Below are 23122 nucleotides of genomic sequence, written 5' to 3'. Positions count from 1 at the left end.
GACGTACGTGCCTCGCGCGCCGAGGCGTTCATCGCCGGTTCCGCGGAAAGGGGTTACCGGCGGTCAGTTCCGGGATCGTACGGCGCCCAGGTGGGGACTTGGTGCGCGTTCCACGATCTTCCCGCGCCGGACGTGTGCAGTGTTGGGGGTTACCTGAGGGTAAGTCACGTTCGTTCCAGTATGGCGGTGACGCCCTGGCCGCCCGCCGCGCAGACGGAGATCAGGCCGCGCCCCGGCCCTTCCCGCTCGGCGAGCAGGGTGGCCAGGGTCGCCACGATCCGGGCGCCGGTGGCGGCGAAGGGGTGGCCGGTGGCGAGGGAGGAGCCTGCCACGTTCAGGCGGGCCCGGTCCACCGGGGCCAGGCCGCGCTTCTCCCAGGCGGCCAGTGTGGCCAGCACCTGGGAGGCGAACGCCTCGTGGATCTCGACGAGGTCGAAGTCCCCGATGCCGAGCCCCGCCCGCTCCAGCATCCGCGGCACCGCGTACGCGGGCGCCATCAGCAGGCCGTCCTCGCCACCGGCCACGTCCCCGCCGACGAAGTCCACGGCGGCCGTCTCGTACGCCGTGAGGTACGCGAGGGGTTCGATGCCGCGGGCCTCGGCCCACTCCTCGCTCGCCAGCAGCACCGTCGCGGCGCCGTCCGTCAGGGGCGTGGAGTTGCCCGCCGTCATGGTGGGACCGGGGGCGCCGAGGCCGAACACCGGCTTGAGCGCGGCCAGTTTCTCCACCGTCGAGCCGGGGCGCATGTTCTGGTCGCGGGCCAGGCCGCGGAAGGGGACCACCAGGTCCTGGAAGAGGCCGCGTTCGTACGCCGCCGCCAGCCGCTGGTGGCTCGCGGCGGCCAACACGTCCTGTTCCTCACGGGAGATGCCCCAGGCGCGTGCGGTGACCGCGGCATGCTCGCCCATCGAGAGGCCGGTGCGCGGCTCGGCGTTGCGCGGGATGTCGGGGACCAGGTGTCCCGGGCGGACCTTGGCCAGGGCCTTCAGCCTGCCGCCGGTGGTCTTCGCCCGGCGGGCCTCCAAGAGGATGCGGCGCAGGCGGTCGTTGACGCCGAGCGGGGCGTCGCTCGCGGTGTCGGCGCCGCCCGCGATCGCCGACTCGGTCTGACCGAGGGCGATCTTGTTGGCGGCGGCGATCACGGCCTGGAGGCCGGTGCCGCAGGCCTGCTGGATGTCGTAGGCGGGGGTGCGCGGGTCGAGGGCCGAGCCGAGGACCGTCTCGCGGGCGAGGTTGAAGTCCCGGCTGTGCTTGAGGACCGCGCCGGCCACGAACTCGCCGACCGCGCCCGGCCCCTGGAGGCCGTGCCGCTCGACCAAGGCGTCCAGGGCCGCGGTGAGCATCTCCTGGTTGGAGGCGGTGGCGTACGGCCCGTCGGAGCGGGCGAAGGGGACGCGGGCGCCGCCGATGACCGCGACGCGGCGTGGGGGCTGCGGTGCCAGAGGGCTCATCTCGACCTGCTCCTCACCCGTGACATAGGCTTACCTCCGGTAACCTTACTCCAGAGTAAGCATCAGTGGGCGGCACGAGCCCGACCGCCGGCCCCTGGACACTCCCCCACGCTCGAACACGCTCGCGCGGGGGACCCCCATCCGCCGCCTGGGAGACAGACATGGCCGACCGCTATCTCAGCTTCACCGGCACCGCACCCGGCCGTTTCCTCACCCGCAGGCTCGGGCTGCCACAACCCGCCGAGCTGCGGCGCGACGCCTTCGACGGCGGTCTGCTGCACCTCACGGCCGGCAAGACGGACCTCGACCTCGTGCCCGTCCTGGCCCGCACGGGCCTGCCCCGGGACGAGGACGGCCGGCCCGCAGCCGTCGTCCTCGACGCCACCGGCGTACGGGACGTCGACGCGCTCGCCGAGGTGCACGCCGCACTGCACCCCGTCGTACGGTCCGTCGCCGCGAGCGGCCGCGTGGTGGTGCTCGGCGCCCCGCTCGACCCGGCCGACCACCACCAGGCCGCCGCCCAGCAGGCGTTGGAGGGGTTCACGCGCTCGCTCGGCAAGGAGATCGGGCGCGGCAGGACCGTCAACCTCGTACGGCTCACCGACGCGGCACCCGCCGAGTCCACCCTCCGCTTCCTCCTCTCCCCCGCCTCCGCCTACGTCAGCGGCCAGGTGATCGAGGTGGGGGCGGCGGGCGAGGGCGCCGGCCCTGACGACTGGACCCTCCCCCTGGCCGGGCGCACCGCCCTGGTCACCGGCGCCGCCCGCGGCATCGGCTCGGCGGTGGCCGAGACGCTGGCGGGTCAGGGCGCCCAGGTCGTCGTCCTGGACGTGCCGCAGGCCGAGGACGCCGCCCGCCGGGCCGCCGAACGCCTTGGCGGCATCGCCCTCGCGCTGGACATCACGGCCGCCGACGCGGGCGAGCGGATCGCCGCCGCGCTGCCCGGCGGGCTCGACATCCTGATCCACAACGCGGGCGTCACCCGCGACCGGCGGCTGGTCAACATGCCTGCCGAACGCTGGAGTTCCGTCCTCGACGTCAACCTCGCGAGCGTCCTGCGCACCACGGACGCGCTGCTCGCCGCGGGCGCCGTGAACCGGGGCGGCCGGATCGTGGCGACGGCCTCCATCGCCGGGCTCGCGGGCAACGCGGGGCAGACCAACTACGGCGCGAGCAAGGCCGGGATCGTCGGCCTGGTCCGTTCCCTCGCACCGCGCGCGCTCGACGCCCACGGGGTGACGGTGAACGCGGTGGCACCGGGCTTCATCGAGACCAAGATGACGGCGGCGGTCCCCCTCTTCATCCGCGAGGCCGGGCGCCGCATGAACTCCCTGGCCCAGGGCGGCCTGCCGGTGGACGTCGCCGAGACCACCGCCTGGCTCGCGCACCCGGCGTCCGGCGCGGTCAACGGCCAGGTCGTACGGGTCTGCGGCCAGAGCCTGCTGGGGGCGTGATGACCACCGCCGCCCCGACCACCAGCACCCTGACCGGCGTCCCCGCCCTCGCGCCGCTCCTCGCCCGCGGCGCCCTGCTGTCGCCCCTCAGGCGCCCCCGCCCGGACGCGGACTTCCCCCGCACCCGGCTGGTGCTGCCCGGCCTGCGCGTGGACCTCGCGCGGCTGGCGGCGTACGAGCGGGCGTGCGGGTTCGCGACCGGTGCGGACGCGCTGCCGGTGACGTATCCGCACGTGCTGGGCTTCCCGCTGGCCATGCGCCTGATGAGCGGCCGGGACTTCCCGCTGCCCCTGCTCGGGCTCGTCCACACGTCCATCGGCATCACCCGGCGCACCGCCCTGCCCGCGACCGCCGAGTACGAACTCACCGTGCACGTCGAAGGGCTGGCCCCGCACCGGCGCGGCACCGAGGCGACGGTGGTCACGGAGGTCCGTACCGGAGGCGACCTCGTGTGGGAGTCCCGCAGCACCTACCTGGCCCGGCACCGCACCGCCGCCCCGCCCCCCGCCGCCGGTGGGGGCCCCGCGGGAGAGCGGGAACCTCTCCCCGCTCGCGCCGAGTGGCACCTCGCCGGTGACGTCGGACGCCGCTACGGTGCCGCCTCCGGCGACCGCAACCCGATCCACCTGCACCCGCTCACCGCCCGCCTGTTCGGCTTTCCGCGGGCCATCGCACACGGCATGTGGACGGTGGCCCGGTGCCTCGCCGAGCACGGGACGCCGGACGCGGCCGTGGTGCGGGCGCAGTTCAGGGCGCCGGTGCTGCTGCCGGGGACGGTGGCGTACGGCGCCGAGGACGGCCGGTTCGAGCTGCGCGGCGGCGACGGAGGACGGCGGCTGCACCTGACCGGCGAGGTGGGCCCCTACCCGGCGGCCTGAGCCACCGGCTCGGCGTCCGGCACCCGCTCGGCATCCGGCACCGGCTCGGCGTCCTCCGGCGGGGACCAGGGCCGTCCCGCCATCAGGTCGCCCAGACCCGCCCAGGCGAAGTTCATCAGGGTCGCCGCCGCCTGCTTGGCGGTGACGCCCTCGGTGGCACCGGCCCAGTCGGCCAGCGACTCCGCGGCGCCGACCAGCGCCTCGGCCAGCCCGGCGACCTCGCCCTCGGGCAGGTGCGGGTCCCGGTGCGCGTCACGCGCCGCGGCGGCGATCAGCTGCGTCACGAACGCCACGATCTCCTCGCGCATCGCCGCGACCTCGGCCGCGAACCGCTCGCCGTGGGTCCGGGCGTGCAGGTGCAGCATCCGCCAGGCGTCCGGATGCCGCGCGGTGTGGTCGAAGAACGCCCGCAGGCCCGACCAGAGTTGCCCGTCGGCGGACAGCCCAGGACGCACACCGGCCCGCACCGCCTCGGTGAGGGCACGGGCCTCGCGGCCGATGCAGGCGCTGAAGAGGTCGTCCTTCGAGTTCAGGTACAGATACACCAGCGGCTTGGACACGCCCGCCAGTTCGGCGATCTCGTCCATCGACGCCGCCATGTACCCGCGCCGCCCGAAGACGCTCACGGCGGCGTCCAGCATCTGCTGCTCGCGGACCGCACGCGGCATCCGCTTGGTCTTCCCAGCACCCATGCGCATCAGCGTACGGTCCGCGCGGCGGTGACCGGGACGTCCGCGCACCCGGCACGGTGCGGCACGGCACGGCACCTACGCATCGACGACGCGTGGTGGGACGATGAACGTCACGGCCCGCCGGACGATGGGGGGGAATCGATGCCGGAGTGGCTGATCGCCGTACTGATTCCGATCGGTCTGCTGGTGGTGTGCGCGGGCGCGTTCCTCGTCTGGGTCTCCGTGGACACCCACAACCCCGTGCACCGCGACACGTCCGACCCCGAGGCGGGTCACTGGTCGGACTACAGCTGAGACGGTGTCTTGGTGCAACCGCACAGCTCCCGGGTGGTGTACCCCTTCCAGGTGGTGCCGTAGGAGTCGTTTCCGTCGCGGACGTCACCGCGCTCGTACCGGCAACTGCCCCGCTGGTGATACGCGTTGTCGTGTCCACAGGACGTGCACCGCGGTGTCGGGGCGGGGAGGACCCGCTTCCCGTGCTTCTTGATGTCCCTGCGCAGCATCTCCTCGATGACCACGAGGCACGCCGCGATGACGACGATTCCGACGATGCCCACGACATGTTCCGCGCTCATGCTCCGCCCCCCCCGCCCGGCGCAATCGGGACGTGTCCAGCGTAGGCAGGCGTATGGGCTCGGTCCAGGCCCAGCGGTTCGCGCCGAGGTCCCCGCCCGTGCAGGGAGACGCCCCGCACCGGATCCCGGTACGGGGCGTCGTCCGACCTGTCGGTCGACGGTCAGGCGGCGACCGGAACCGGCTCCGCGTCCTGCTTCTCCCGCTCGGGCTCGTCGATCGGCGACGCGTGCGCCTCGTCGTACGCCTTGCGGTCGAGCAGCCCCTCGCGGGCCGAGACGATGACCGGAACGAGAGCCTGGCCCGCGACGTTCGTCGCCGTGCGCATCATGTCCAGGATCGGGTCGATGGCGAGGAGGAGGCCGACGCCCTCCATGGGCAGGCCCAGGGTGGACAGGGTCAGGGTGAGCATGACCGTGGCGCCGGTGAGGCCGGCCGTGGCGGCGGAGCCGACCACCGAGACGAAGGCGATCAGCAGGTAGTCGCCGACACCGAGCTGGATGTCGAAGATCTGCGCGACGAAGATCGCGGCGATCGCCGGGTAGATCGCGGCGCAGCCGTCCATCTTGGTCGTCGCGCCGAACGGCACCGCGAAGGACGCGTACTCCTTCGGGACGCCGAGGCGCTCGGTGACCTTCTGGGTCAGCGGCATGGTGCCGACCGAGGAGCGGGAGACGAAGGCCAGCTGGATGGCGGGCCAGGCGCCCTTGAAGAACTGGAGCGGGCTGGCCTTGGCGACGGTGGCGAGCAGCGTCGGGTAGACCACGAACATCACGATGGCGCAGCCGACGTAGATGTCGGCGGTGAAGGTGGCGTACTTGCCGATCAGGTCCCAGCCGTAGGTGGCGATGGCCTTGCCGATGAGGCCGACGGTGCCGAGCGGGGCGAGGCGGATGACCCACCACAGGGCCTTCTGGAGGAGTTCGAGGATCGACTCGCTCAGGTTCAGGATCGGCTGGGCCTTCTCGCCGAGCTGGAGGGCGGCGATACCGGCGACGGCGGCCATGAAGACGATCTGCAGGACGTTCAGCTCGGTGAACGGCGTGATGACGTCGGTCGGCACGATGCCGGTCAGGAAGTCGATCCAGGAACCGGTGTGTTCGGGCTTGGCGCCGTCGGCCGGGGTGAGGCCGGTGCCGGAGCCGGGGTTGGTGACCAGGCCGATGACGAGGCCGATGGCCACCGCGATCAGCGACGTGATCATGAACCAGAGGAGGGTGCGGGACGCCAGGCGGGCCGCGTTGTTGACCTTCCGCAGGTTGGTGATCGAGACGAGGATCGCGAAGAAGACCAGCGGGGCGACGGCCAGCTTCAGCAGGCCGATGAAGGTGTCACCGACCTTCTCCAGGGTGGTGACCAGCCACGATATGTCCTGGCTGCGGGCCAGCCAGCCCAGCAGGACGCCGAGTACGAGACCGGCGAGTATCTGGGCCCAGAAGGGCACCTTCAGGTACTTCGTGAAAGAAGAGGGTGAAGACACGGACATGCTCCGTAGGGGGACGGGACGCGGGATGGGATGCGCTGAGCTGACGTGGGGACGACTGGCGAGGGGGGAACGTCAGGGGCGACAGTTCGCGGACGCGCACCGGCAGAGGTCCACGTGCAGGCGCGCCACGAGCGCGAGGCGCTGTGGTGAGGTGGGCGCGGCTGCTTGCTTCATGCACACGACTTTAACACCCATGCTTTGAGACACTCAAAGCCATACTTTGAGAGGCAGGAGTGCGCTACTGCCCGCAAAACGCAAAGCGCCCCGGTTTCCGGTGAATTCGGAAGCCGGGGCGGCGTACGAGCGTGACGGACGTTACGAGGTCTGGCCCTGGGCGCGCGCCGTGTCGTCGGCGCCGTCCTCCTGGCCGCGGTTGGCCTCCAGGTTGGCCTTCATGCGGTCCACCCGGCCCACGACCTGGACCGAGGCCCGGTCCCGCTCCTTGCGCAGCGCGACGTAGCTGATCGGGGCGGAGATCAGCAGGGAGAGCAGCAGGATCCACATGCCGTTGGAGTCGCCGAGACCGCGCGGGAACACTCCGGCGTAGACGAGCCCCCAGACGACCACGAGGCAGCCTGCGAAGATCCCGAGGCGCATCAGCGTGTAGCGGAGCATCTCAATCCACTCTTCCGTTTCTGGCACAAAGAGGCACTGTCCAGTGAAACATGCCGGTCCGTCGATCTTGCAGGGGGGTCGGCCGGGCGGCGGCCGGGGGGTCAGGCCAGGGGCAGCAGCAGGAAGACGTCGTCCCGGTCGTCGCCCGGGGCGACCCGGATCGCGCCGGGGACCCGGCCGACCTCCTTGTAGCCGCAGGACTCGTAGAACCGCTCCAGGCCGAGCCCGCCGCGGCAGGTGAGGCGTATCGCCTCGATGCCGTCGCAGGTGCGGGCGGCGTCGGCGGCGGCGGTCATCAGGTCGCGGCCGTAACCCCGGCCCTGGTGGCGCGGGTGGACCATGGCCGTGTAGAGCCACAGCCAGTGCCGCATCAGCCGGTGCGTGTTGAGGGCGAGGAACGCGGTGGCGGCCACCCGCCCCTCCTCGTCGTGTCCGACGAGGAGACGGGTACGCCCTTCGGCCATGCCCGCCAGGTGCTTGACCAGCGCGGGACGGATGTCCTCCCGGGTCACCGGCGGTACGAAGCCCACCGAGCCGCCGGCGTTGGAGACGTCGGTCCACAGGTCGAGGACGCCGTCGCGGAGGTCGGGGGTGACGGCCGGATCGAAAGTGAAAGTAAGGGACACTCAGCCATAGTAGCTATTACGCGAGCGCCCGTGCGGCGACTTTCAGGTCCGAGAGCAGTCCCCGGTAGGCGGCGTCCCGGTCGTCGGCCCGCAGCACCGCCGACGGGTGCACGGTCGGCACCAGCCGTTCCGGACGCCCGTGGATCTCCTCCTCCAGCACCGTGCCGCGCACCTGAGTGACCCGGAAGGACGAGCCGAGCAGCGCCTTGCCCGCGGTGGCGCCCAGCACCACGATCAGCTCGGGTTCCACGCGCTCCAGCTCGGCGGCCAGCCAGGGGCCGCAGGCGGTCATCTCGCGCAGGGTGGGCGCCTTGTGGATGCGGCGCTTGCGGGGCTCGGTCCGGGTGAACTTGAAGTGCTTGACCGCGTTGGTGACGTACGCGTCCGCGGGGTCGATGCCGGCTTCCGCCAGCGCCCGGTCCAGGAGGTGCCCGGCGGGGCCGACGAAGGGTTTGCCCTGCCGGTCCTCCTGGTCGCCGGGCTGCTCGCCGACGAGCATGACGCGGGCGGACGCCTTGCCGGCGCCGAAGACGGTCCGGGTGGCGTCCCGGTGCAGCGGGCAGCCGCGGCATTCGGCTGCCGCCCGGCGCAGGGCGGGGAGGCCGCCGCGCCTCGGAACGAAGGGTTCGGCGGTGTAAGCGTCCTCGGTACCGGCCATGCGGTGCGGGTACCCGCCGGGGGCGGTTCGGATCCGTGCCGGGTGCGGGTGGGTGAGGGGTTGCTCGCGCAGTTCCCCGCGCCCCTTCGGGGCACGTGCACTGGACCGCCCCTGAAAGGGGCGCGGGGAACTGCGCGACCAGCCCCCACCGGCCGGCAGCCGGAGAACTACCGCGGAATTCACACCCGCATCGGCTGCGGCGCCTCCCGACGCGCCGGGTCGGGACCCTCGTACTCCCGGAGGACCTCGTACCGCGTGTTCCGCTCCACCGGCCGGAACCCGGCGTCGCGGATGAGGTCCAGCAGGTCCTCCCGCGTCAGCTTGTTCGGCGTGCCGAAGTCGTCCGCGTCGTGGGTGATCTTGTACTCGACCACCGAGCCGTCCATGTCGTCCGCGCCGTGCTGGAGGGCCAGCTGGGCGGTCTGGACGCCGTGCATGACCCAGAAGACCTTGACGTGCGGGACGTTGTCAAAGAGCAGTCGCGAGACCGCGAAGGTCTTCAGGGCCTCCGCGCCGGTCGCCATCTGCGTCCGTGCCTGGAGCCGGTTGCGGATCTTGCCGTCCTTCATGTCCACGAAGTCGTGCTGGTAGCGCAGCGGGATGAAGACCTGGAAGCCGCCCGTCTCGTCCTGCAGCTCACGCAGGCGCAGCACGTGGTCCACGCGGTGGCGGGGCTCCTCGATGTGGCCGTAGAGCATGGTGCACGGCGTCTTCAGGCCCTTCTCGTGGGCCAGGCGGTGGATGCGGGACCAGTCCTCCCAGTGGGTGCGGTGGTCGACGATGTGCTGCCGCACCTCCCAGTCGAAGATCTCCGCGCCGCCGCCGGTGAGGGACTCGAGACCGGCGTCGATCAGCTCGTCCAGGATGTCGGAGGCGGACATCCCGGAGATGGTCTCGAAGTGGTGGATCTCGGTCGCCGTGAACGCCTTCAGCGAGACGTCCGGCAGCGCGGCCTTCAGCTCCCTGAGCGAGCGCGGGTAGTAGCGCCACGGCAGGTTGGGGTGCAGGCCGTTGACGATGTGCAGCTCGGTGAGGTTCTCGCCCTCCATCGCCTTGGCGAGCTTCACCGCCTCCTCGATGCGCATCGTGTACGCGTCCTTCTCCCCCGGCTTGCGCTGGAAGGAGCAGTACGCGCAGGAGGCGGTGCACACGTTGGTCATGTTGAGGTGGCGGTTGACGTTGAAGTGGACGACGTCGCCGTTCTTCCGCGTCCGCACCTCGTGCGCGAGGCCGCCGAGCCAGGCGAGATCGTCCGACTCGTACAGCGCGATGCCGTCCTCGCGGGTCAGCCGCTCACCGGAGCGGACCTTCTGCTCCAGCTCGCGCTTGAGCCCGGCGTCCATGCGATACCTCTTTCTGAGACAGACTGGTCAACCGTACGCCTCGGCCCGGCGGCCGGTCCCGGAGGCTAGACCTCTTCGGGCAGCTCGCCCACCCGGTTCTCCCACTTGGTGGAGAGGACGATGGTGGTGCGGGTGCGGGACACGCCCTTCGTGCCCGACAGCCGCCGGATGATGCTCTCCAGGCCGTCCACGTCGGCGGCGCGAACCTTGAGCATGTAGGAGTCGTCACCGGCGATGAACCAGCAGTCCTCGATCTCCCGCAGCTCCTTGAGACGCTGCGCCACGTCCTCGTGGTCGGCGGCGTCGGAGAGCGAGACGCCGATCAGGGCGGTGACGCCGAGGCCGAGCGAGGCGGCGTCAACGGTGGCCCGGTAGCCGGTGATGACTCCGGCCGCCTCCAGCCGGTTGATGCGGTCGGTGACGCTGGGTCCGGAGAGTCCGACCAGGCGCCCCAGCTCCGCGTAGGAGGCCCGGCCGTTCTCCCTCAGGGCCTGGATGAGCTGCCTGTCCACCGCGTCCATGCGATCGAAGCCTTCCACTGAAGAATTCTGAAGATGTGGGTAACAAACGTGTGGGGGGAGATGGTGCTCAGTCGGTGGGGCGGGCCCCGCCGAGGTCGCCGCGCCAGCGGCGGTAGAGGCCGTGCCCGACGCCCGCCGCGTCGAGGACGCGTCCGGCGACGAAGTCCACCAGGTCCTGGATGTGCGTCGCCCCCGCGTAGAAGGCCGGGGAGGCGGGCACCACGCTCGCGCCGGCGTCGTCCAGGGTCACCAGGTGACGCAGCGTCCGGCCGTCCAGCGGGGTCTCCCGTACGGCCACGACCAGCCTGCGGCGCTCCTTGAGGGTCACGCTCGCGGTGCGTTGGAGCAGGTCCTTGGACAGCCCGAGCGCGACACCGGCCACGCAGGCCGTGGACGCGGGCACGATCAGCATGCCCTTCGTCGGGTACGACCCCGAGGACGGCCCGGCCGCGAGGTCGCCCGCGCTCCAGTGCCGTACCCGGTCGCCGTCGAGGTCGACGTCGAAGGTGCCGGGCTTGCCGTCGGCTCCGCGGGCCAGCCATTCGCGCAGGTCGTGCCGCCAGTGGGCGTCGCGGAAGGAGATGCCGGTCTCGTCGAGCAGGGTGAGCCGCGAGGCCCGGCTGACCACCAGGTCGACGCTCTCGCCGGCGGCGAGCAGCGCACGCAGCACGGCGGCGGCGTACGGGGTGCCGGAGGCCCCGGACACCCCCACGATCCAAGGCACGCGCTGCGTCTGTCCTGGCTTCATGATGTCGAGCCTAGTCGCAGGCTCAGGGTATTCAGACCGTGAGGCCCCGTACGAGCAGATCCAGCAGCGCGCACACGAAGAGTGCGATGCCGATGAAGCCGTTGACGCTGAAGAACGCCCTGTTGAGGCGGGTCAGGTCGGTGGGGCGGACGATGGTGTGCTCGTAGAGGAACGCGCCCGCGACGATCAGCAGGCCGAGCCAGAAGAAGACACCGGCGTCGGTGGCGACGGCGTACCAGGCGAACAGGGCCGTGGTGACCGTGTGGCAGGCGCGGGCGCCCCAGATCGCGGCCTGGACGCCGAAGCGGGCCGGGACCGACTTCACGCCGACCTGCCGGTCGGTCTCGACGTCCTGGCAGGCGTAGATCAGGTCGAAGCCGCCGATCCAGATGCCGACCGCGAGGCCGAGGATCACGGCCTCCCAGGACCACTCGCCGCTGATCGCCAGCCAGCCGCCGATCGGGCCCATGGCCTGGGCGAGACCCAGGATGGCCTGCGGGAAGTTCGTGAACCGCTTGCCGTACGGGTAGACCACCATCGGGATCACCGCGACGGGGGCCAGGGCCAGGCAGAGCGGGTTGAGCAGGGCCGCCGCGCCCAGGAAGACGACGAGGGCGATGAGCGCGCCGGTCCAGGCGTGCTTGATCGACATGGCACCGGTGACCAGTTCGCGGTGGGCGGTGCGCGGGTTGCGGGCGTCGATCTCGCGGTCGATGATCCGGTTGACCGCCATCGCGAAGGTGCGCAGGCCCACCATGGCGACGGTGACCAGGAGCAGCCTGCCCCAGTGGATGTTCTCGTCCCACTCGTACATCGCGGTCAGCGCGGCGATGTAGGCGAAGGGCAGCGCGAACACCGAGTGCTCGATCATCACCAGGCGCAGGAACGCCTTGGTGCGCCCCGGCTGCTGGGGCAGGGCGGCGGAAGCCGAGGTCACAGTCCGTACTCCTTCCAGCGGCGGTCGACCTTCGCCGCCGTCTCCGGGTCGGACAGCACCATGTCCGGCCAGCCCCCGTCGCGGGTGTACCCCTCCTCGGGCAGCTTCTTCGTGGCGTCGATGCCCGCCTTGCCGCCCCAGAACTGCTGGTAGGAGGCGTGGTCGAGGTGGTCGACCGGGCCTTCCACGACGGTGAGGTCACGGCCGTAGTCGGTGTTGCCGAGGGCCCGCCAGGCGACCTCGTGCAGGTCGTGGACGTCGCAGTCGGAGTCGACGACCACGATCAGCTTGGTCAGGGACATCATGTGGGCGCCCCAGATGGCGTGCATCACCTTCTGGGCGTGCTTGGGGTACTTCTTGTCGATCGAGACGATCGCGCAGTTGTGGAAGCCGCCGGCCTCGGGGAGGTGGTAGTCCACGATGTCCGGGACGATGATCTTCAGCAGGGGCAGGAAGAAGCGCTCCGTGGCCCGGCCGAGGGGGCCGTCCTCGGTCGGGGGGCGGCCGACCACGATCGACTGGAGCAGCGGGCGCTTCCGCATCGTCACGCAGTCGATCTTCAGGGCGGGGAAGGGCTCCTGCGGGGTGTAGAAGCCGGTGTGGTCGCCGAAGGGGCCCTCGGGGAGCATCTCGCCGGGCTCCAGCCAGCCCTCGATGACGACCTCCGCCTGCGCGGGGACCTGGAGCGGGACGGTCTTGCAGTCGACCATCTCGACCCGCTTGCCCTGGAGGAACCCGGCGAACAGGTACTCGTCGATGTCGCCGGGGAGCGGCGCCGTGGAGGCGTAGGTCACGGCGGGCGGGCAGCCGAAGGCGATGGCGACCGGCAGGCGCTCGCCGCGCCGGGCGGCGACCTGGTAGTGGTTCCGGCTGTCCTTGTGGATCTGCCAGTGCATTCCGATGGTGCGCTTGTCGTGGCGCTGGAGGCGGTAGAGGCCCAGGTTCCGGATGCCCGTCTCCGGGTCCTTGGTGTGGGTGAGCCCGAGGTTGAAGAAGGAACCGCCGTCGTCCGGCCAGGTGAAGAGGGCGGGGAGGCGGTCCAGGTCCACGTCGTCGCCGGTGAGGACGACCTCCTGGACGGGCGCGCTGCCCGGCTTCACCTTCTTCGGCGGTACGTGCGTCATCGTGCCGAGCTTCCCGAAGGCCTCGCGCACGCCGATGAAGCCCTGCGGCAGCTCGGGGCGGAGCAGCCCGCCGATCTTGTCCGAGATGTCGGAGTACGCCTTGAGGCCGAGGGCCTTGAGCAGGCGGCGGTCGGTGCCGAAGACGTTCATCGCCAGCGGCATGTCGGAGCCCTTCACGTTCTCGAAGAGCAACGCCGGGCCGCCGGCCTTGTTCACCCGGTCGACGATCTCCCCGACCTCCAGGTACGGATCCACCTCGGCCTTGATGCGCTTGAGGTCGCCCTCGCGCTCCAGCGCCCTGAGCAGGGAGCGAAGATCGTCGTAAGCCATGCGGTCCAGTATCCCCGAGCGGCTACCCTGGCCCTGTACCTGGGGGCCGTGACGCGTCCCCACCCCTCGCTTGAGCTGGAGAGGCCCATGCTCCGGGTGCTGATGTTCCTCGTCCCACTGGCCTTGAGCGTCTACGCGTTCATCGACTGCATCAGCACGAAGGATGCCGACATCCGCCACATGCCGAAGCCGCTGTGGGCGATCCTCGTGCTGCTCTTCCCGCTGGTCGGCTCGATCTCCTGGATCATCGCCGGGAAGAAGCGGCAGCCGACCGGATCCTCGCCCTGGCAGGGCGGCGGCGGTCGGCGGCAGTGGGTGGCTCCCGACGACAACCCCGACTTCCTGAAGTCCCTGGAGAAGGACGACGAGAAGGACGGGGACAAGGACCAGGACCGGGGCAAGGACTAGGACGCGGGCACGGGGCTACGTCCTGGTCCAGCGCTGGGAGGCGGAGCCGGTGCACGTCGTGGTCGTCAGGCCGATCATGGACGCCCGGCGGTTGAGGTCGAGGCAGCCACCGGTGTTGAGGTTCCTGAGCGAGCCGTTCGCCCTCTCCCGCCAGTCTCCTCCGAACGAGCCGCAGGTGCCCTTGACGAGCCAGGCGTTCGCGCTCCTGGAGTGGATGCACTGGGCCGTGCCCACGTTGAGGATCCTGAAGGCCCCGCCCGAGGTGCTCTGGAAGCGGAAGACGGCGATGTCGCCGGAGCAGGCGCCGTCGTCGATGGGCGTGCCGACGTACATGCACTTCCCGCTCGATCCGTTCTTCAGCATGAAGCTGCCCGAGGCGGACCCGCCGTCGTCCGAGCCGTCGTCGCCGGCCCCGCTCTCCCCGGACCCGCTTCCGGAGCCGGCGGACGTGTCCGTGTCGGACGAGCCACCCGCGCCGGACGACCCTCCCGCACTGGCGGATCCCCCCGATCCGGAGGCGTCGCCGGAGTCCGAACCGTCGCCGGCCGCCCCCGCGGCGGCGGCCGCGTCCCCGGTCCCGCCGTCCTTCCCGCTCTCCTCGCCCTCGCCCTTGCCCTCGCTCTTGTCCTTGTCCTCGCCCTTGTCCTGATCCTTCTTCCTGCCGCCGTCGGGACTGGGGGACGCGGAGGCGCTCGAGCCCGTCGAGACGGCCGGGCCGGGGGCGGCCGTCCCGGTGGCCGCGGGCGGCGCGGCCGCGTTCCCGTCCCCCTCCGCGTCGTCCATCGCGTACGGCAGCAGCGTGAATCCGAGCGTCGCCCCGGTCACGGCGATCGGGATCACGAACGCCAGCACCTTCGTACGGGGCCGCCGTTCACGCTTCTCCGGCCGGCCGCCGCCCGTGACCACGGGGACGGACGACGCGGCGGGCGCCGCCTTGCCGGCCGCGCCCTGCTCTCCCGACTCGCCCGTCTCGGCCTGCTCTCCCGACTGGCCCTGCTCGCCCTGCTCGTCCGGCTCGGGCAGGGGTACGGGCTCCGGGGCCCGGGCGGCGAAGGTCGCCCGTTCGGTCAGCCGCTCGGTGACGTCCTGCGGCCACGGCGCGGCGGCCGACGTGCCGTGTGCCGTGGCGCGTTCGACGAGTTCGGCGGCGGTGGGCCGGCCCTCGTGGTCCTTGTCCAGGCAGGACGCGACGACGTCGGCGAGTTCGGGGTCCAGGTCCCGCAGCGGCTGGAGATCGGGGTCCTCGTGCACGATGCGGTACAGCACGGCGTGCCCGGACTCGTCGCCGAAGGGCGGGCGGCCGGACGCCGCGTACGCGATCACCGAGCCCAGCGCGAAGACGTCGACGACGCCGCTGGACGCCCGCTTCCCGGATGCCTGCTCGGGCGACATGTAGGCGGGCGTGCCCACCACCATGCCGGTCCTGGTCAACTGGCTCTGGTCGGCGGCCCGGGCGACGCCGAAGTCGATGAGGGTGAGGCCGTCGAGGGTCAGCATGACGTTGGACGGCTTGAGGTCCCGGTGGACCATGTCCAGGGCGTGCACGGCCGCGAGCCCGGTGGCGGCCTCCCGCAGGATGAGCCACAGCGCCTCGGCGGGCAGGGGCCCGTGCAGGTCGACGGCCTCGCGCAGGGTGAGGCCGGGCACGTAGGCGGTGGCGAACCACGGTGGCCGGGCCTCCCGATCCCCCGCGAGCAGCGGCGCGGTCGCCTCCTCGGGCAGCCGGGCGAGGTTGTCCAGCTCGTGCCCGAAGCGGCGCAGGAAGTCCTTGTCCTCCCCGGCGACCGACGGCAGCACCTGTTTGACGGCCGCGTACCGGCCCTCGTGGACGCCGAGATAGACGCGGCCCATGCCGCCGGCCCCGAGCCGGCCCAGCAGCGGGATCGGTCCGATCCGGCGTGGGTCGTCGTCCTCCAACGGCTCGGCACCACTGCCCGTGAGGCCGGATCCGGCTTCCCCGCTCAACTCTCTCCCCGTTCTCCGGCGCCGCGTGCTCCGTGCGGGTGCCGCGGCCGTTCCTGGAAGCTACATCTTTAGCACGAGCGCCCCAACTCCCGTGCCGTGGAACGGTGGTGAGATCTCATCAGACCTGTCACACGAGATGTGCGATCCGCGCCGGGGCCAGCGCCCGGTCGAAGGCCCGTACGTCGCGGATGGCGCCGGGGAAGAAGTCGCGGGGCTGCCCGTCGAAGGAGGCGCGGCCGATGACGAAGGGGCCCGTGGCGGGGGCGGGGCCGGTGTCCTCGACGACCGCCTCCTGGACGCCGTTGACGTACAGGCGCAGTTTGCGGGCCGGGCCGTCGCAGACGCCGGTCAGGTGGGTCCAGACCTGCGCGGCGGGCGCGGTGCGGCCGACGGCGCGCAGACCGGGGCGGGAGAAGGCCCAGCCGTGGTCCTCACTGGAGTACTGGAGGTAGAAGCCGCTGGCGTCGGCGCTGTCCTGGCTGACGGCGGTGGCGAAGGTGTCCGGCAGGGTGGCGAGACGGACCCAGGCTGCGACGGTGAAGCTGCGGCCCTCGCCGGTCTTCAGCACCGGTCCGGCGGTCACGATCTGGCTGCCGGTCCCGTCGAAGGCGGCGCCATCCCCGGCCCCCTGCCAGGCGACGCCGGTCACGGTGCCGTCGTGGCCGCCCGCGGTGTCCCGGGCGACCTGGCCGGTGGCCTCGTCGAGGGGCCAGAGGCCGACCAGGTCCGCGGGAGCGGAGGGCGCGGACGAGGGCGACGGCGAAGGTGCGGGCGCGGAACCGGCCGCCGGGTCCGGGTCCGCCGGGCGGTTGAGCCAGAATCCGGTCCCCACGCCGAGGGCGGCGAGCGCGCCCGCGCCGGAGAGCAGGAAGGCCCGTCGGCTGCGGCGGCCGCCGTCTCCGGTCGCCGTCGGGCGTACGTCCGCCGGTGCGGGCGCCGACGGGTACACCTGCGGAGGTGCGGTGTCGACGCGGGTGTGCTGATGGGCCGGGGGCGCCGCGACCGGCGGGACGATCCGGGTGGGCACGGCGTCCGCGCGGGTCGGCCGGACGGCCGGCGTCCACTGCTGGGCGTGCGGCAGGGCGGTGGCGCTCTCGCCGCCCAGCGGGCCGATGCGGGCGAGGATCTCGCGCGGGGCGGGGCGGTGGGCCGGGTCCTTGGCGAGGCAGTCGGCGATCAGCGAGCGCAGCGCCGGGTCGGTGACGGCGTCCACGTCGGGGGCGTTGTGCACGACGCGGTAGAGCAGCGCGGGCGTCGGTCCGGCGCCGAAGGGGTTGGCGCCGGTCGCCGCGAAGGCCAGTACCGCGCCCAGGCAGAACACGTCGCTGGCCCAGGTGACCTCGTCCCCGTTGACCTGCTCCGGGGACATGAAGCCCGGGGAGCCCGCCATGTGCCCGGTGCCGGTGAGGGAGTCGGCGTCGACGCTGCGCACGATGCCGAAGTCGATGACGCGCGGCCCGTCCTCGGCGAGCAGCACGTTGGAGGGCTTGAGGTCGCGGTGGACGAGGTGCGCGGCGTGGATCGACACCAGCGCCTCGGCGAGCCCCGCGGCCAGCGTGAGCACCGCCTGCGGGTCGAACGGCCCCCGCTCGGCCACCGCCTGCTCCAGCGAAGGACCGGCGATGTAGCTGGTGACCAGCCAGGGCAGCGGCGCGTCCGGGTCGGCGTCGACGACCGGTGCGGTGAAGGCGCCGCTGACCATCCGGGCCGCCTGGACCTCACGTCGGAAGCGGTCGCGGAACTCCGGTCGGCGCAGCAGCTCGGCGTGCACCACCTTGACCGCGACGAGCCGACCCCCGGGGGACCGGCCGAGGAAGACCCGGCCCATGCCGCCCACGCCCAGCCGGCTCAGCAGCCGGTACTCCCCGACGGAGCGCGGGTCGTCCGGCTCCAGCGCTGACACAGATCCCTCCCGGCGTGCGGTTCCTCGCCCCTGCGGGCGGGTCCAGCATAGGGGGGCCGTCAGCGGGCGACGTCGGCGAACTTCTCGACGGCGGCCGGGGTGACCGGGGTGAAGAAGTTGACCAGGTTGCCGTCGGGGTCGCGGAGGAGGAGCGCGCGGTTGCCCCAGGGCATGGTGGTGGGTTCCTTGACGAACTCGTCCACGAAGCCGGTCAGGTTCCGGTGCACGGCGTCCACGTCCTCGACGAGGAACTCGAGGATCGCGCTGCGGTTGTCGGCCGGGCGGGCGGAGCCGGGGGCGAAGAGGGGGACGGTGCGGGTGCTGCCGATAGCGAGGGTGCCGGAGGGGGTGCGCAGTTCCGCGAAGTCCTCGGTGGCCCAGGCCGCGCGCAGGCCGGTGGCGCGCTCGTAGAAGCCGACGAGACGGGCGACGTCGTCCGTGATGACGCGGAGCGAGACGAGGTTCATGGGTGCCTCCAGGGGGCCGATGGCCGATGGCCGATCAGTGCTTACGGACCCACGCTAGGAGCGATACCGGTCACAATCCGACCGGTATCGGCGGCAGACTTACGGGCATGTCACGTCCCGTGTCCCGTGTCCTCACCCTGCTCGAACTGCTCCAGTCCGGCGGGGTGCGCACCGTGGCCGAACTCGCCGGCCGGCTCGGCGTCGGCGAGCGCACGGTGCGCCGGTACGTCGACCACCTCGTCGACCTCGACGTCCCGGTGGAGTCGGTGCGCGGCCGCTACGGCGGCTACCGACTCGCCCCCGGGCACCGCATGCCCCCGCTGATGCTGACCGACGACGAGGCCCTGGCCGTACTCCTTGGCCTGGTCGCCGGCCGGCGGACCGGGATCACGGCGGCGGCGGGAACGGCGGGCGAGACGGCGGCGGCGAAGGTCCGGCGGGTGCTGCCGGAGCGGCTGCGCCACCGCCTGGACGCGGTGCTCGACTCGCTCACCTTCACGACCGCGCCGGCCGGGTCCGCCGCCCCGGAGGCCGCCGTCCTGCTCCCGGTCGCGGACGCCGTACGCCATCACCGGCCGCTGGCGATCCGCTACACCGGCGGGAGCGGGAGGGGTGGGAGCAGCGGGAGCGGCGAACGCGCCGTGTACCCGTACGGGCTCGTGGCGCACGCCGGCCGGTGGTACGTGACGGGCAGGGACCTCTCGGTCGGGGCGGACCGGACGTTCCGCCTCGACCGCATCCACGGCGCGCGGGTCCTGCCCGGCACCTTCGAACCGCCGCCGGGGCCCGGTCCGGCGGAGCGCGTGCTGACGGCCCTGGCCACCGCGCCCTACCGGCACGAGGTCACGGTGCGGGTCCGGGGGACGGCCGAGGAGATCCGCGCCCGGCTGCCGCGCAGCGTGGCCGTCGTCGCCGCGGCGGACGGCGACGACGGCGAGGGCGAGGGCTGGTGCCGGGTCGAGATCCGGGCCGAGCGGCTCGACTGGCTGCCGGGCCTCCTCGCGTCGCTGGACCGCCCCTTCGTCGTCGAGCGGCCGGACGAGCTGCGCGGCCTCGTCGCGGACCTCGCGGACCGGCTCATGGACGCGGCCCGGGGCACCCCACCGCACGACTGACGGCGGCCGCCGGGTCACAGCCGGGCGGCGGCCAGCCAGACCGTGACGGCGGCGGTGACCAGGAGGGTGAGGTTGAGGGCGACCTGCCGGTCCCCGAGACGCAGGTGGACCCCGGTCGCGCCGATCTGCAGGACCACGAACCCGACGGCCGCGGCCGTGGCCAGCCAGGGCGCGACGCCGGTCAGCGGCGGGAGGACCAGCCCGGCCGCGCCGAGCACCTCGACCACGCCGATGGCGCGGACGGCGGGCATCGGCGTGCTGTCCACCCAGGCCATCATCGGCCGGAGCGCGTCCCGGCTGCGCGCCACCTTCACCGCGCCCCCGTAGAGGTAGAAGGCGGCGAGGAGTCCGGCGACGATCCAGTAGGCGACGTTCACGACCCGGCTCCCCGGGCCGACGGGGGCAGAGGGGCGAAGTCGGTGGCCGGCTCGGTCGCGTAACGGCTCATCGTCCGGAGGGCGTCCCGCGGGGTCGGGGTGCGGCCGTCGGCGTACAGCTCCTCCAGGTCGCGGAAGTACTGGACGTACAGGTCCGGGGTGAAGGTGCTGAGCATGCGGGCCGGTTCGCCGGTGGTGTTGGCGAAAGTGTGCGGCGCGCCGGGCGGGACCATCACGAGGGTGCCGGCCGTCGCGTCGATGTCCTCGTCCCCCACCGTGAACCGCACCGTGCCGGAGATGACGTAGAAACCCTCGTCGTGGCGGGCGTGACGGTGCTGGGGCGGTCCGGGGGTGTGCGGGGCGAGTACGGACTCGGCCATGCCGAGGCGGTGGCCGGTGTGGCTGCCGTCCTCCAGGACGCGCATGCGGGTGGTGCCGAGGAGGATCGTCTCGCCGTCTCCCGGACCGACCACCGACACGGCGGGGTCCGCGCCCGCCTCGCTGTTCTCGCCGTTCTCGCTGTTCCGCGGTTCGTCGCTCATGCCTCGATTCCACCGCCGGGGCACCGGGAGCGTCCAAGACCCGTTCCGCACACTCGATACCGCGCGGGTATCGTCGCAGGATGGACCCGGTGAACCGGAGGGACCGGCTCGAGCTGCGGACGCTGCGCTACTTCGTGGCGGTCGCGGAGGAACTCCACTTCGGCCGGGCGGCCGTCCGCCTGCACATGAGCCAGCCGCCGCTGAGCCGGGCGATCAGGGCGCTGGAGACGGAACTGGGCGCCACGCTGTTCCACCGCACCTCCGCGGGCGTCACCCTCACCAGGGCCGGTGCGGTGCTGCTCGACGAGGCGCGCGCCCTGCTCGACCGGGCCGAACGCGTACCCGCTCGCGTGGCGGCCGCGGCCGGTGCCGCGACCCTCACCGTCGGCATCCTCGGCGACAGCACCGACCCGGACGTGGTCCGGCTGGCCGACGCCTACCGCCGGCGCCATCCGCACGTCGAAGTCACCGTCCGCGAGACCGACCTGACCGACCCCACCTGCGGGCTGCACGCCGGGCTGGTCGACGTGGCCCTCACCCGCGGCCCCTTCGACCCGACCGGCCTGACCACGCAGACCTTGCGCGCCGACCCCGTGGGCGCCCTGCTGCGCGCCGACGATCCGCTGGCCGGCCGGGCGAGCCTGGCCCCGGCCGAGCTGGCCGACCGCCGCTGGTTCCGCTTCCCGGAGGGCACGGATCCGCTGTGGCAGGCGTACTGGAACGGCGGGGAGCCGCGGCCGGGGCCGGTGGTGCGCACGGTGCGGGAGTGTCAGCAGGTGGTGCTCTGGAACGGCACGGTCGGCATGACCCTCGCCGACCACGTGCCCGCGGAGGGGCTCACCGTGGTCCCGCTGACGGGCCTGCCGCCGAGCCAGGTGGTGCTGGCCTGGCCCCGGACCGACCCGAACCCGCTGATCCGCTCCTTCGTCCGGCTCGCGGTCGCGGTGTACGACGCCTCGCAGGGCCTGTCCTAGCTCCGCGTCCAGCGTTGGGACGCGGATTGGTCGCATGCCTCGTTGCGCACGCCGGTGCCGCTCATCGCGCTGACGGTGACGCAGCCGCCGGTGGCGACGTTCTTGAGGGTGCCGCCGGACCCCACCCGCCACTCCTGCCCGGTGGTGCGGCCACAGGGGAACGAGAAGACCGGGTGCCCGATCGCCGCGGTGTAAATGCATTGGCCAGAAAGCCCGTTGATGACCCACACGGTGCCGTTCGGCCTGCTCCGGAAGGTCCAGGTGGCCGCGTCGCCCGTACAGTCGCCGTCGTACGGGGCGTCGGCGAGGGCGGTGGTCAGGCACCGACCGTTCTTGGCGTTCTTGAGCATGAAGACGCCCGATCCGGACGCGTCGCCGTCTCCGGAACCCGAACCGGATCCAGATCCAGATCCGGAGCCAGAACCGGAGCCGGAACCATCGCCATCGCCGCTGCCGGCACCGGCACCGGCACCAGCAGCTGCACCGGCACCTCCGTCATCGGAGGAACCGGAACCTGATCCGGAACCCGGCCCGGCCCCACCGGCATCCGCGCCCCCTTGCGAACCGCCCGCGGCACCGCCCCCACCGTCCGCGTCGCCCCGTCGGTCGCCCTGCTCCCCGGGCGATCGGGAGGGTGACGCGGACTGGTCCGGCGTCGCCGTCCGCGACGCCTTCCCCGGCCCGGCCGGGGACGCCGCGGGCGCGCTCGACACCGGTGCGGACGACGACGGCGACGCGTCCGCACGGTCGTCGGGGGCCAAGGTGTACGGCAGGAGTTGCACGGCGAGGGTCGCCCCGGCGGCCACCACGACCGGGACGACGGCGAAGAGAACGCGGTGCCGGCGCCGCCGGTCGGACCGGCCGGGGTCCCGCCGCCCGACGACAGCGGACCCGGGATCGGGAACGCGCTCGGGTTCGGGTTCTGGGAGGTCCGCCTGCTCCGGCAGGTTCGTGACGAAGGCCGCCCGTTCGGTCAGCCGCTCGGTGAGGGCCTGCGGCCACAGCGGCGGCTCGTACGGCCCGTGCCGCTCGGCGGTCTCGAGCAGTTCGGCGGCGGTGGGGCGGCCCTCGTGGTCCTTGTCGAGGCAGGACGCGACCACCTCGGCCAGTTCCGGATCCAGCTCCCGCAACGGCCCGAGATCCGGCTCCTCGTGCACGATGCGGTACAGCACCGCGTGCCCGGACTCGTCGCCGAAGGGCGGGCGCCCCGACGCCGCGTACGCCAGCACCGAGCCCAGCGCGAAGACGTCCACCGCTCCACTGGACGCCCGTCTCCCGGATGCCTGCTCCGGTGACATGTAGGCGGGCGTACCCACCACCATGCCGGTCCTCGTCAGCCGGCTCTGCTCCGCGGCCCGGGCGACCCCGAAGTCGATGAGGGTCAGACCCTCCAGCGTCAGCATCACGTTGGACGGCTTCAGATCGCGGTGCACCATGTCCAGCGCGTGCACCGCGGCCAGCCCCTCGGCGGCCTCCCGAAGGAGCAGCCACAGCGCATCGGCGGGCAGCGGACCGCCGTGGACCTCCAGCGCCTCGGTCAGGGTGAGGCCGGGCACGTAGGCGGTGGCGAACCAGGGCGGCCGGGCCTCCCGGTCCCCCGCGAGCAGCGGTGCGGTCGCCTCCTCGGGTAAGCGGGCGAGGTTGTCCAGCTCGTGCCCGAAGCGGCGCAGGAAGTCCTCGTCCTCGGCGACGACCGAGGGCAGGAGCTGCTTGACGGCCGCGTACCGGCCCTCGTGGACGCCGAGATACACGCGGCCCATGCCGCCGGAGCCGAGGCGTCCGATCAGCGGGATCGGCCCGATCCACCGCGGGTCCCCGTCCTTCAGCGGCTCCGCCCCGCTGCCGTCCAGCTCCAACACGTCGACCCTGTCCCCCCGTTGTCCCGACGGCCGGGGACCCGCGGCCCACCCGCTCCCCTCCGAAGTCCGGGCGGAC

Annotated in this window: 25 protein-coding genes; 6 read left to right on the top strand and 19 right to left on the bottom strand. The window is 72.7% G+C overall.

The features are described from left to right. Positions 1 to 164 precede the first annotated feature (164 nt). Positions 165 to 1451 carry an acetyl-CoA C-acetyltransferase gene (locus IE258_RS00330; RefSeq protein ID WP_189737446.1) on the bottom strand — a complete coding sequence of 429 codons (1287 nt, stop codon included), beginning with the start codon at positions 1449 to 1451 and terminating at the stop codon, positions 165 to 167. 161 nt (positions 1452 to 1612) lie between these two features. Here IE258_RS00330 and IE258_RS00325 point away from each other — a divergent pair, with 161 nt between their 5' ends. Further along, the gene (locus IE258_RS00325; RefSeq protein WP_189737443.1) at positions 1613 to 2905 is read left to right on the top strand and encodes a 3-oxoacyl-ACP reductase; all 1293 of its coding nucleotides are present in this window, start codon (positions 1613 to 1615) and stop codon (positions 2903 to 2905) included. Then, entirely contained in the window at positions 2905 to 3783 is an 879-nt protein-coding gene (locus tag IE258_RS00320) for a MaoC family dehydratase (RefSeq protein WP_189737440.1), read from the top strand. Before IE258_RS00325 ends, IE258_RS00320 begins: the two co-directional genes overlap by 1 nt. Here IE258_RS00320 and IE258_RS00315 read toward each other — a convergent pair. Next, the gene (locus IE258_RS00315; RefSeq protein WP_189737436.1) at positions 3768 to 4475 is read right to left on the bottom strand and encodes a TetR/AcrR family transcriptional regulator; all 708 of its coding nucleotides are present in this window, start codon (positions 4473 to 4475) and stop codon (positions 3768 to 3770) included. The two genes, IE258_RS00320 and IE258_RS00315, sit on opposite strands and share 16 nt — an antisense overlap. Positions 4476 to 4616: 141 nt before the next feature. Between IE258_RS00315 and IE258_RS00310 the strand changes: the two genes are divergently transcribed. Continuing rightward, positions 4617 to 4769, top strand: coding sequence for a hypothetical protein (locus IE258_RS00310; protein ID WP_189737432.1), 153 nt, complete (start codon positions 4617 to 4619; stop codon positions 4767 to 4769). Here the strand turns inward: IE258_RS00310 and IE258_RS00305 are convergent. The 11 genes from IE258_RS00305 to IE258_RS00260 form a co-directional block, all read right to left on the bottom strand. Then, positions 4760 to 5050, bottom strand: coding sequence for a hypothetical protein (locus IE258_RS00305; protein WP_189737429.1), 291 nt, complete (start codon positions 5048 to 5050; stop codon positions 4760 to 4762). The two genes, IE258_RS00310 and IE258_RS00305, sit on opposite strands and share 10 nt — an antisense overlap. Before the next feature lie 161 nt (positions 5051 to 5211). Continuing rightward, positions 5212 to 6534 (bottom strand): dicarboxylate/amino acid:cation symporter, encoded by a 1323-nt coding sequence (locus IE258_RS00300; protein ID WP_189737427.1) that lies wholly within the window; start codon positions 6532 to 6534, stop codon positions 5212 to 5214. 72 nt (positions 6535 to 6606) lie between these two features. Further along, positions 6607 to 6708, bottom strand: coding sequence for a putative leader peptide (locus IE258_RS41970; protein ID WP_328822937.1), 102 nt, complete (start codon positions 6706 to 6708; stop codon positions 6607 to 6609). Positions 6709 to 6849: 141 nt separating this feature from the next. After that, the gene (locus tag IE258_RS00295) at positions 6850 to 7149 is read right to left on the bottom strand and encodes a DUF4229 domain-containing protein (RefSeq protein ID WP_003974452.1); all 300 of its coding nucleotides are present in this window, start codon (positions 7147 to 7149) and stop codon (positions 6850 to 6852) included. 101 nt (positions 7150 to 7250) lie between these two features. Next, positions 7251 to 7775: a GNAT family N-acetyltransferase gene (locus IE258_RS00290; protein WP_189737424.1), complete on the bottom strand. Its 525-nt coding sequence runs from the start codon at positions 7773 to 7775 to the stop codon at positions 7251 to 7253. Between the two features lie 16 nt (positions 7776 to 7791). Beyond that, positions 7792 to 8433: a UdgX family uracil-DNA binding protein gene (locus IE258_RS00285; protein ID WP_189737421.1), complete on the bottom strand. Its 642-nt coding sequence runs from the start codon at positions 8431 to 8433 to the stop codon at positions 7792 to 7794. A 179-nt stretch (positions 8434 to 8612) separates the two neighbouring features. Beyond that, a complete protein-coding gene (mqnE, locus tag IE258_RS00280; protein WP_127893872.1) occupies positions 8613 to 9776 on the bottom strand; it encodes an aminofutalosine synthase MqnE in 1164 nt (387 codons plus the stop codon). 65 nt (positions 9777 to 9841) lie between these two features. Then, positions 9842 to 10297, bottom strand: coding sequence for an Lrp/AsnC family transcriptional regulator (locus tag IE258_RS00275; protein ID WP_030401669.1), 456 nt, complete (start codon positions 10295 to 10297; stop codon positions 9842 to 9844). Positions 10298 to 10364: 67 nt separating this feature from the next. Continuing rightward, the gene (locus tag IE258_RS00270; RefSeq protein ID WP_087807871.1) at positions 10365 to 11021 is read right to left on the bottom strand and encodes a UbiX family flavin prenyltransferase; all 657 of its coding nucleotides are present in this window, start codon (positions 11019 to 11021) and stop codon (positions 10365 to 10367) included. 55 nt (positions 11022 to 11076) lie between these two features. Further along, positions 11077 to 11982 (bottom strand): menaquinone biosynthesis prenyltransferase MqnP, encoded by a 906-nt coding sequence (gene mqnP / locus IE258_RS00265; protein WP_189737418.1) that lies wholly within the window; start codon positions 11980 to 11982, stop codon positions 11077 to 11079. After that, positions 11979 to 13436, bottom strand: a complete 1458-nt coding sequence (locus IE258_RS00260) for a menaquinone biosynthesis decarboxylase (protein WP_159328594.1) — start codon at positions 13434 to 13436, stop codon at positions 11979 to 11981. The genes mqnP and IE258_RS00260 overlap by 4 nt, the downstream gene beginning before the upstream one ends. 87 nt (positions 13437 to 13523) lie before the next feature. Between IE258_RS00260 and IE258_RS00255 the strand changes: the two genes are divergently transcribed. Continuing rightward, positions 13524 to 13844, top strand: a complete 321-nt coding sequence (locus IE258_RS00255; protein WP_189737415.1) for a PLD nuclease N-terminal domain-containing protein — start codon at positions 13524 to 13526, stop codon at positions 13842 to 13844. A gap of 15 nt (positions 13845 to 13859) precedes the next feature. Here IE258_RS00255 and IE258_RS00250 read toward each other — a convergent pair whose 3' ends face one another. The 3 genes from IE258_RS00250 to IE258_RS00240 form a co-directional block, all read right to left on the bottom strand. Beyond that, a complete protein-coding gene (locus IE258_RS00250; protein ID WP_189737412.1) occupies positions 13860 to 15809 on the bottom strand; it encodes a serine/threonine protein kinase in 1950 nt (649 codons plus the stop codon). A 127-nt stretch (positions 15810 to 15936) separates the two neighbouring features. Next, positions 15937 to 17712 (bottom strand): protein kinase domain-containing protein, encoded by a 1776-nt coding sequence (locus IE258_RS00245; RefSeq protein WP_189737409.1) that lies wholly within the window; start codon positions 17710 to 17712, stop codon positions 15937 to 15939. 59 nt (positions 17713 to 17771) lie between these two features. Then, on the bottom strand, positions 17772 to 18179 hold the full coding sequence (locus tag IE258_RS00240) for a VOC family protein (RefSeq protein ID WP_189737406.1): 408 nt from the start codon (positions 18177 to 18179) through the stop codon (positions 17772 to 17774). Positions 18180 to 18286: 107 nt separating this feature from the next. On the opposite strand from IE258_RS00240, the gene IE258_RS00235 reads away from it, so the two are divergent. Continuing rightward, positions 18287 to 19294, top strand: a complete 1008-nt coding sequence (locus tag IE258_RS00235; protein WP_189737403.1) for a helix-turn-helix transcriptional regulator — start codon at positions 18287 to 18289, stop codon at positions 19292 to 19294. Between the two features lie 14 nt (positions 19295 to 19308). Here IE258_RS00235 and IE258_RS00230 read toward each other — a convergent pair whose 3' ends face one another. Together IE258_RS00230 and IE258_RS00225 are read right to left on the bottom strand one after the other, a co-directional pair. Further along, positions 19309 to 19671: a DoxX family protein gene (locus IE258_RS00230; RefSeq protein ID WP_189737400.1), complete on the bottom strand. Its 363-nt coding sequence runs from the start codon at positions 19669 to 19671 to the stop codon at positions 19309 to 19311. Beyond that, positions 19668 to 20213: a cupin domain-containing protein gene (locus IE258_RS00225; protein ID WP_189737396.1), complete on the bottom strand. Its 546-nt coding sequence runs from the start codon at positions 20211 to 20213 to the stop codon at positions 19668 to 19670. The genes IE258_RS00230 and IE258_RS00225 overlap by 4 nt, the downstream gene beginning before the upstream one ends. An 80-nt stretch (positions 20214 to 20293) precedes the next feature. Here IE258_RS00225 and IE258_RS00220 point away from each other — a divergent pair, with 80 nt between their 5' ends. Next, positions 20294 to 21187, top strand: a complete 894-nt coding sequence (locus IE258_RS00220; protein ID WP_189737394.1) for a LysR family transcriptional regulator — start codon at positions 20294 to 20296, stop codon at positions 21185 to 21187. Here the strand turns inward: IE258_RS00220 and IE258_RS00215 are convergent. After that, entirely contained in the window at positions 21184 to 23046 is a 1863-nt protein-coding gene (locus IE258_RS00215; RefSeq protein WP_189737391.1) for a serine/threonine-protein kinase, read from the bottom strand. The genes IE258_RS00220 and IE258_RS00215 overlap by 4 nt on opposite strands. Between the last annotated feature and the right edge of the window lie 76 nt (positions 23047 to 23122).

Origin of the sequence: Streptomyces tendae (assembly GCF_014650435.1) — a bacterium.
GTDB lineage: Bacteria > Actinomycetota > Actinomycetes > Streptomycetales > Streptomycetaceae > Streptomyces > Streptomyces tendae.
The sequence above is the reverse complement of the archived record's forward strand: the minus strand, read 5'-3'. Positions and strand labels throughout refer to the sequence as shown.

Bases quoted from the DNA above. Each gene is read 5' to 3' on its own strand.
- IE258_RS00305 (WP_189737429.1), bottom strand. From the start codon at position 5,050: ATGAGCGCGGAACATGTCGTGGGCATCGTCGGAATCGTCGTCATCGCG.
- IE258_RS00255 (WP_189737415.1), top strand. From the start codon at position 13,524: ATGCTCCGGGTGCTGATGTTCCTCGTCCCACTGGCCTTGAGCGTCTAC.
- IE258_RS00325 (WP_189737443.1), top strand. From the start codon at position 1,613: ATGGCCGACCGCTATCTCAGCTTCACCGGCACCGCACCCGGCCGTTTC.
- IE258_RS00300 (WP_189737427.1), bottom strand. From the start codon at position 6,534: ATGTCCGTGTCTTCACCCTCTTCTTTCACGAAGTACCTGAAGGTGCCC.
- IE258_RS00240 (WP_189737406.1), bottom strand. From the start codon at position 18,179: ATGAACCTCGTCTCGCTCCGCGTCATCACGGACGACGTCGCCCGTCTC.
- IE258_RS00310 (WP_189737432.1), top strand. From the start codon at position 4,617: ATGCCGGAGTGGCTGATCGCCGTACTGATTCCGATCGGTCTGCTGGTG.
- IE258_RS00285 (WP_189737421.1), bottom strand. From the start codon at position 8,433: ATGGCCGGTACCGAGGACGCTTACACCGCCGAACCCTTCGTTCCGAGG.
- IE258_RS00220 (WP_189737394.1), top strand. From the start codon at position 20,294: ATGGACCCGGTGAACCGGAGGGACCGGCTCGAGCTGCGGACGCTGCGC.
- mqnE (WP_127893872.1), bottom strand. From the start codon at position 9,776: ATGGACGCCGGGCTCAAGCGCGAGCTGGAGCAGAAGGTCCGCTCCGGT.
- IE258_RS00225 (WP_189737396.1), bottom strand. From the start codon at position 20,213: ATGAGCGACGAACCGCGGAACAGCGAGAACGGCGAGAACAGCGAGGCG.
- IE258_RS41970 (WP_328822937.1), bottom strand. From the start codon at position 6,708: ATGAAGCAAGCAGCCGCGCCCACCTCACCACAGCGCCTCGCGCTCGTG.
- IE258_RS00320 (WP_189737440.1), top strand. From the start codon at position 2,905: ATGACCACCGCCGCCCCGACCACCAGCACCCTGACCGGCGTCCCCGCC.
- IE258_RS00295 (WP_003974452.1), bottom strand. From the start codon at position 7,149: ATGCTCCGCTACACGCTGATGCGCCTCGGGATCTTCGCAGGCTGCCTC.
- IE258_RS00315 (WP_189737436.1), bottom strand. From the start codon at position 4,475: ATGGGTGCTGGGAAGACCAAGCGGATGCCGCGTGCGGTCCGCGAGCAG.
- IE258_RS00275 (WP_030401669.1), bottom strand. From the start codon at position 10,297: ATGGACGCGGTGGACAGGCAGCTCATCCAGGCCCTGAGGGAGAACGGC.
- IE258_RS00330 (WP_189737446.1), bottom strand. From the start codon at position 1,451: ATGAGCCCTCTGGCACCGCAGCCCCCACGCCGCGTCGCGGTCATCGGC.
- IE258_RS00235 (WP_189737403.1), top strand. From the start codon at position 18,287: ATGTCACGTCCCGTGTCCCGTGTCCTCACCCTGCTCGAACTGCTCCAG.
- IE258_RS00260 (WP_159328594.1), bottom strand. From the start codon at position 13,436: ATGGCTTACGACGATCTTCGCTCCCTGCTCAGGGCGCTGGAGCGCGAG.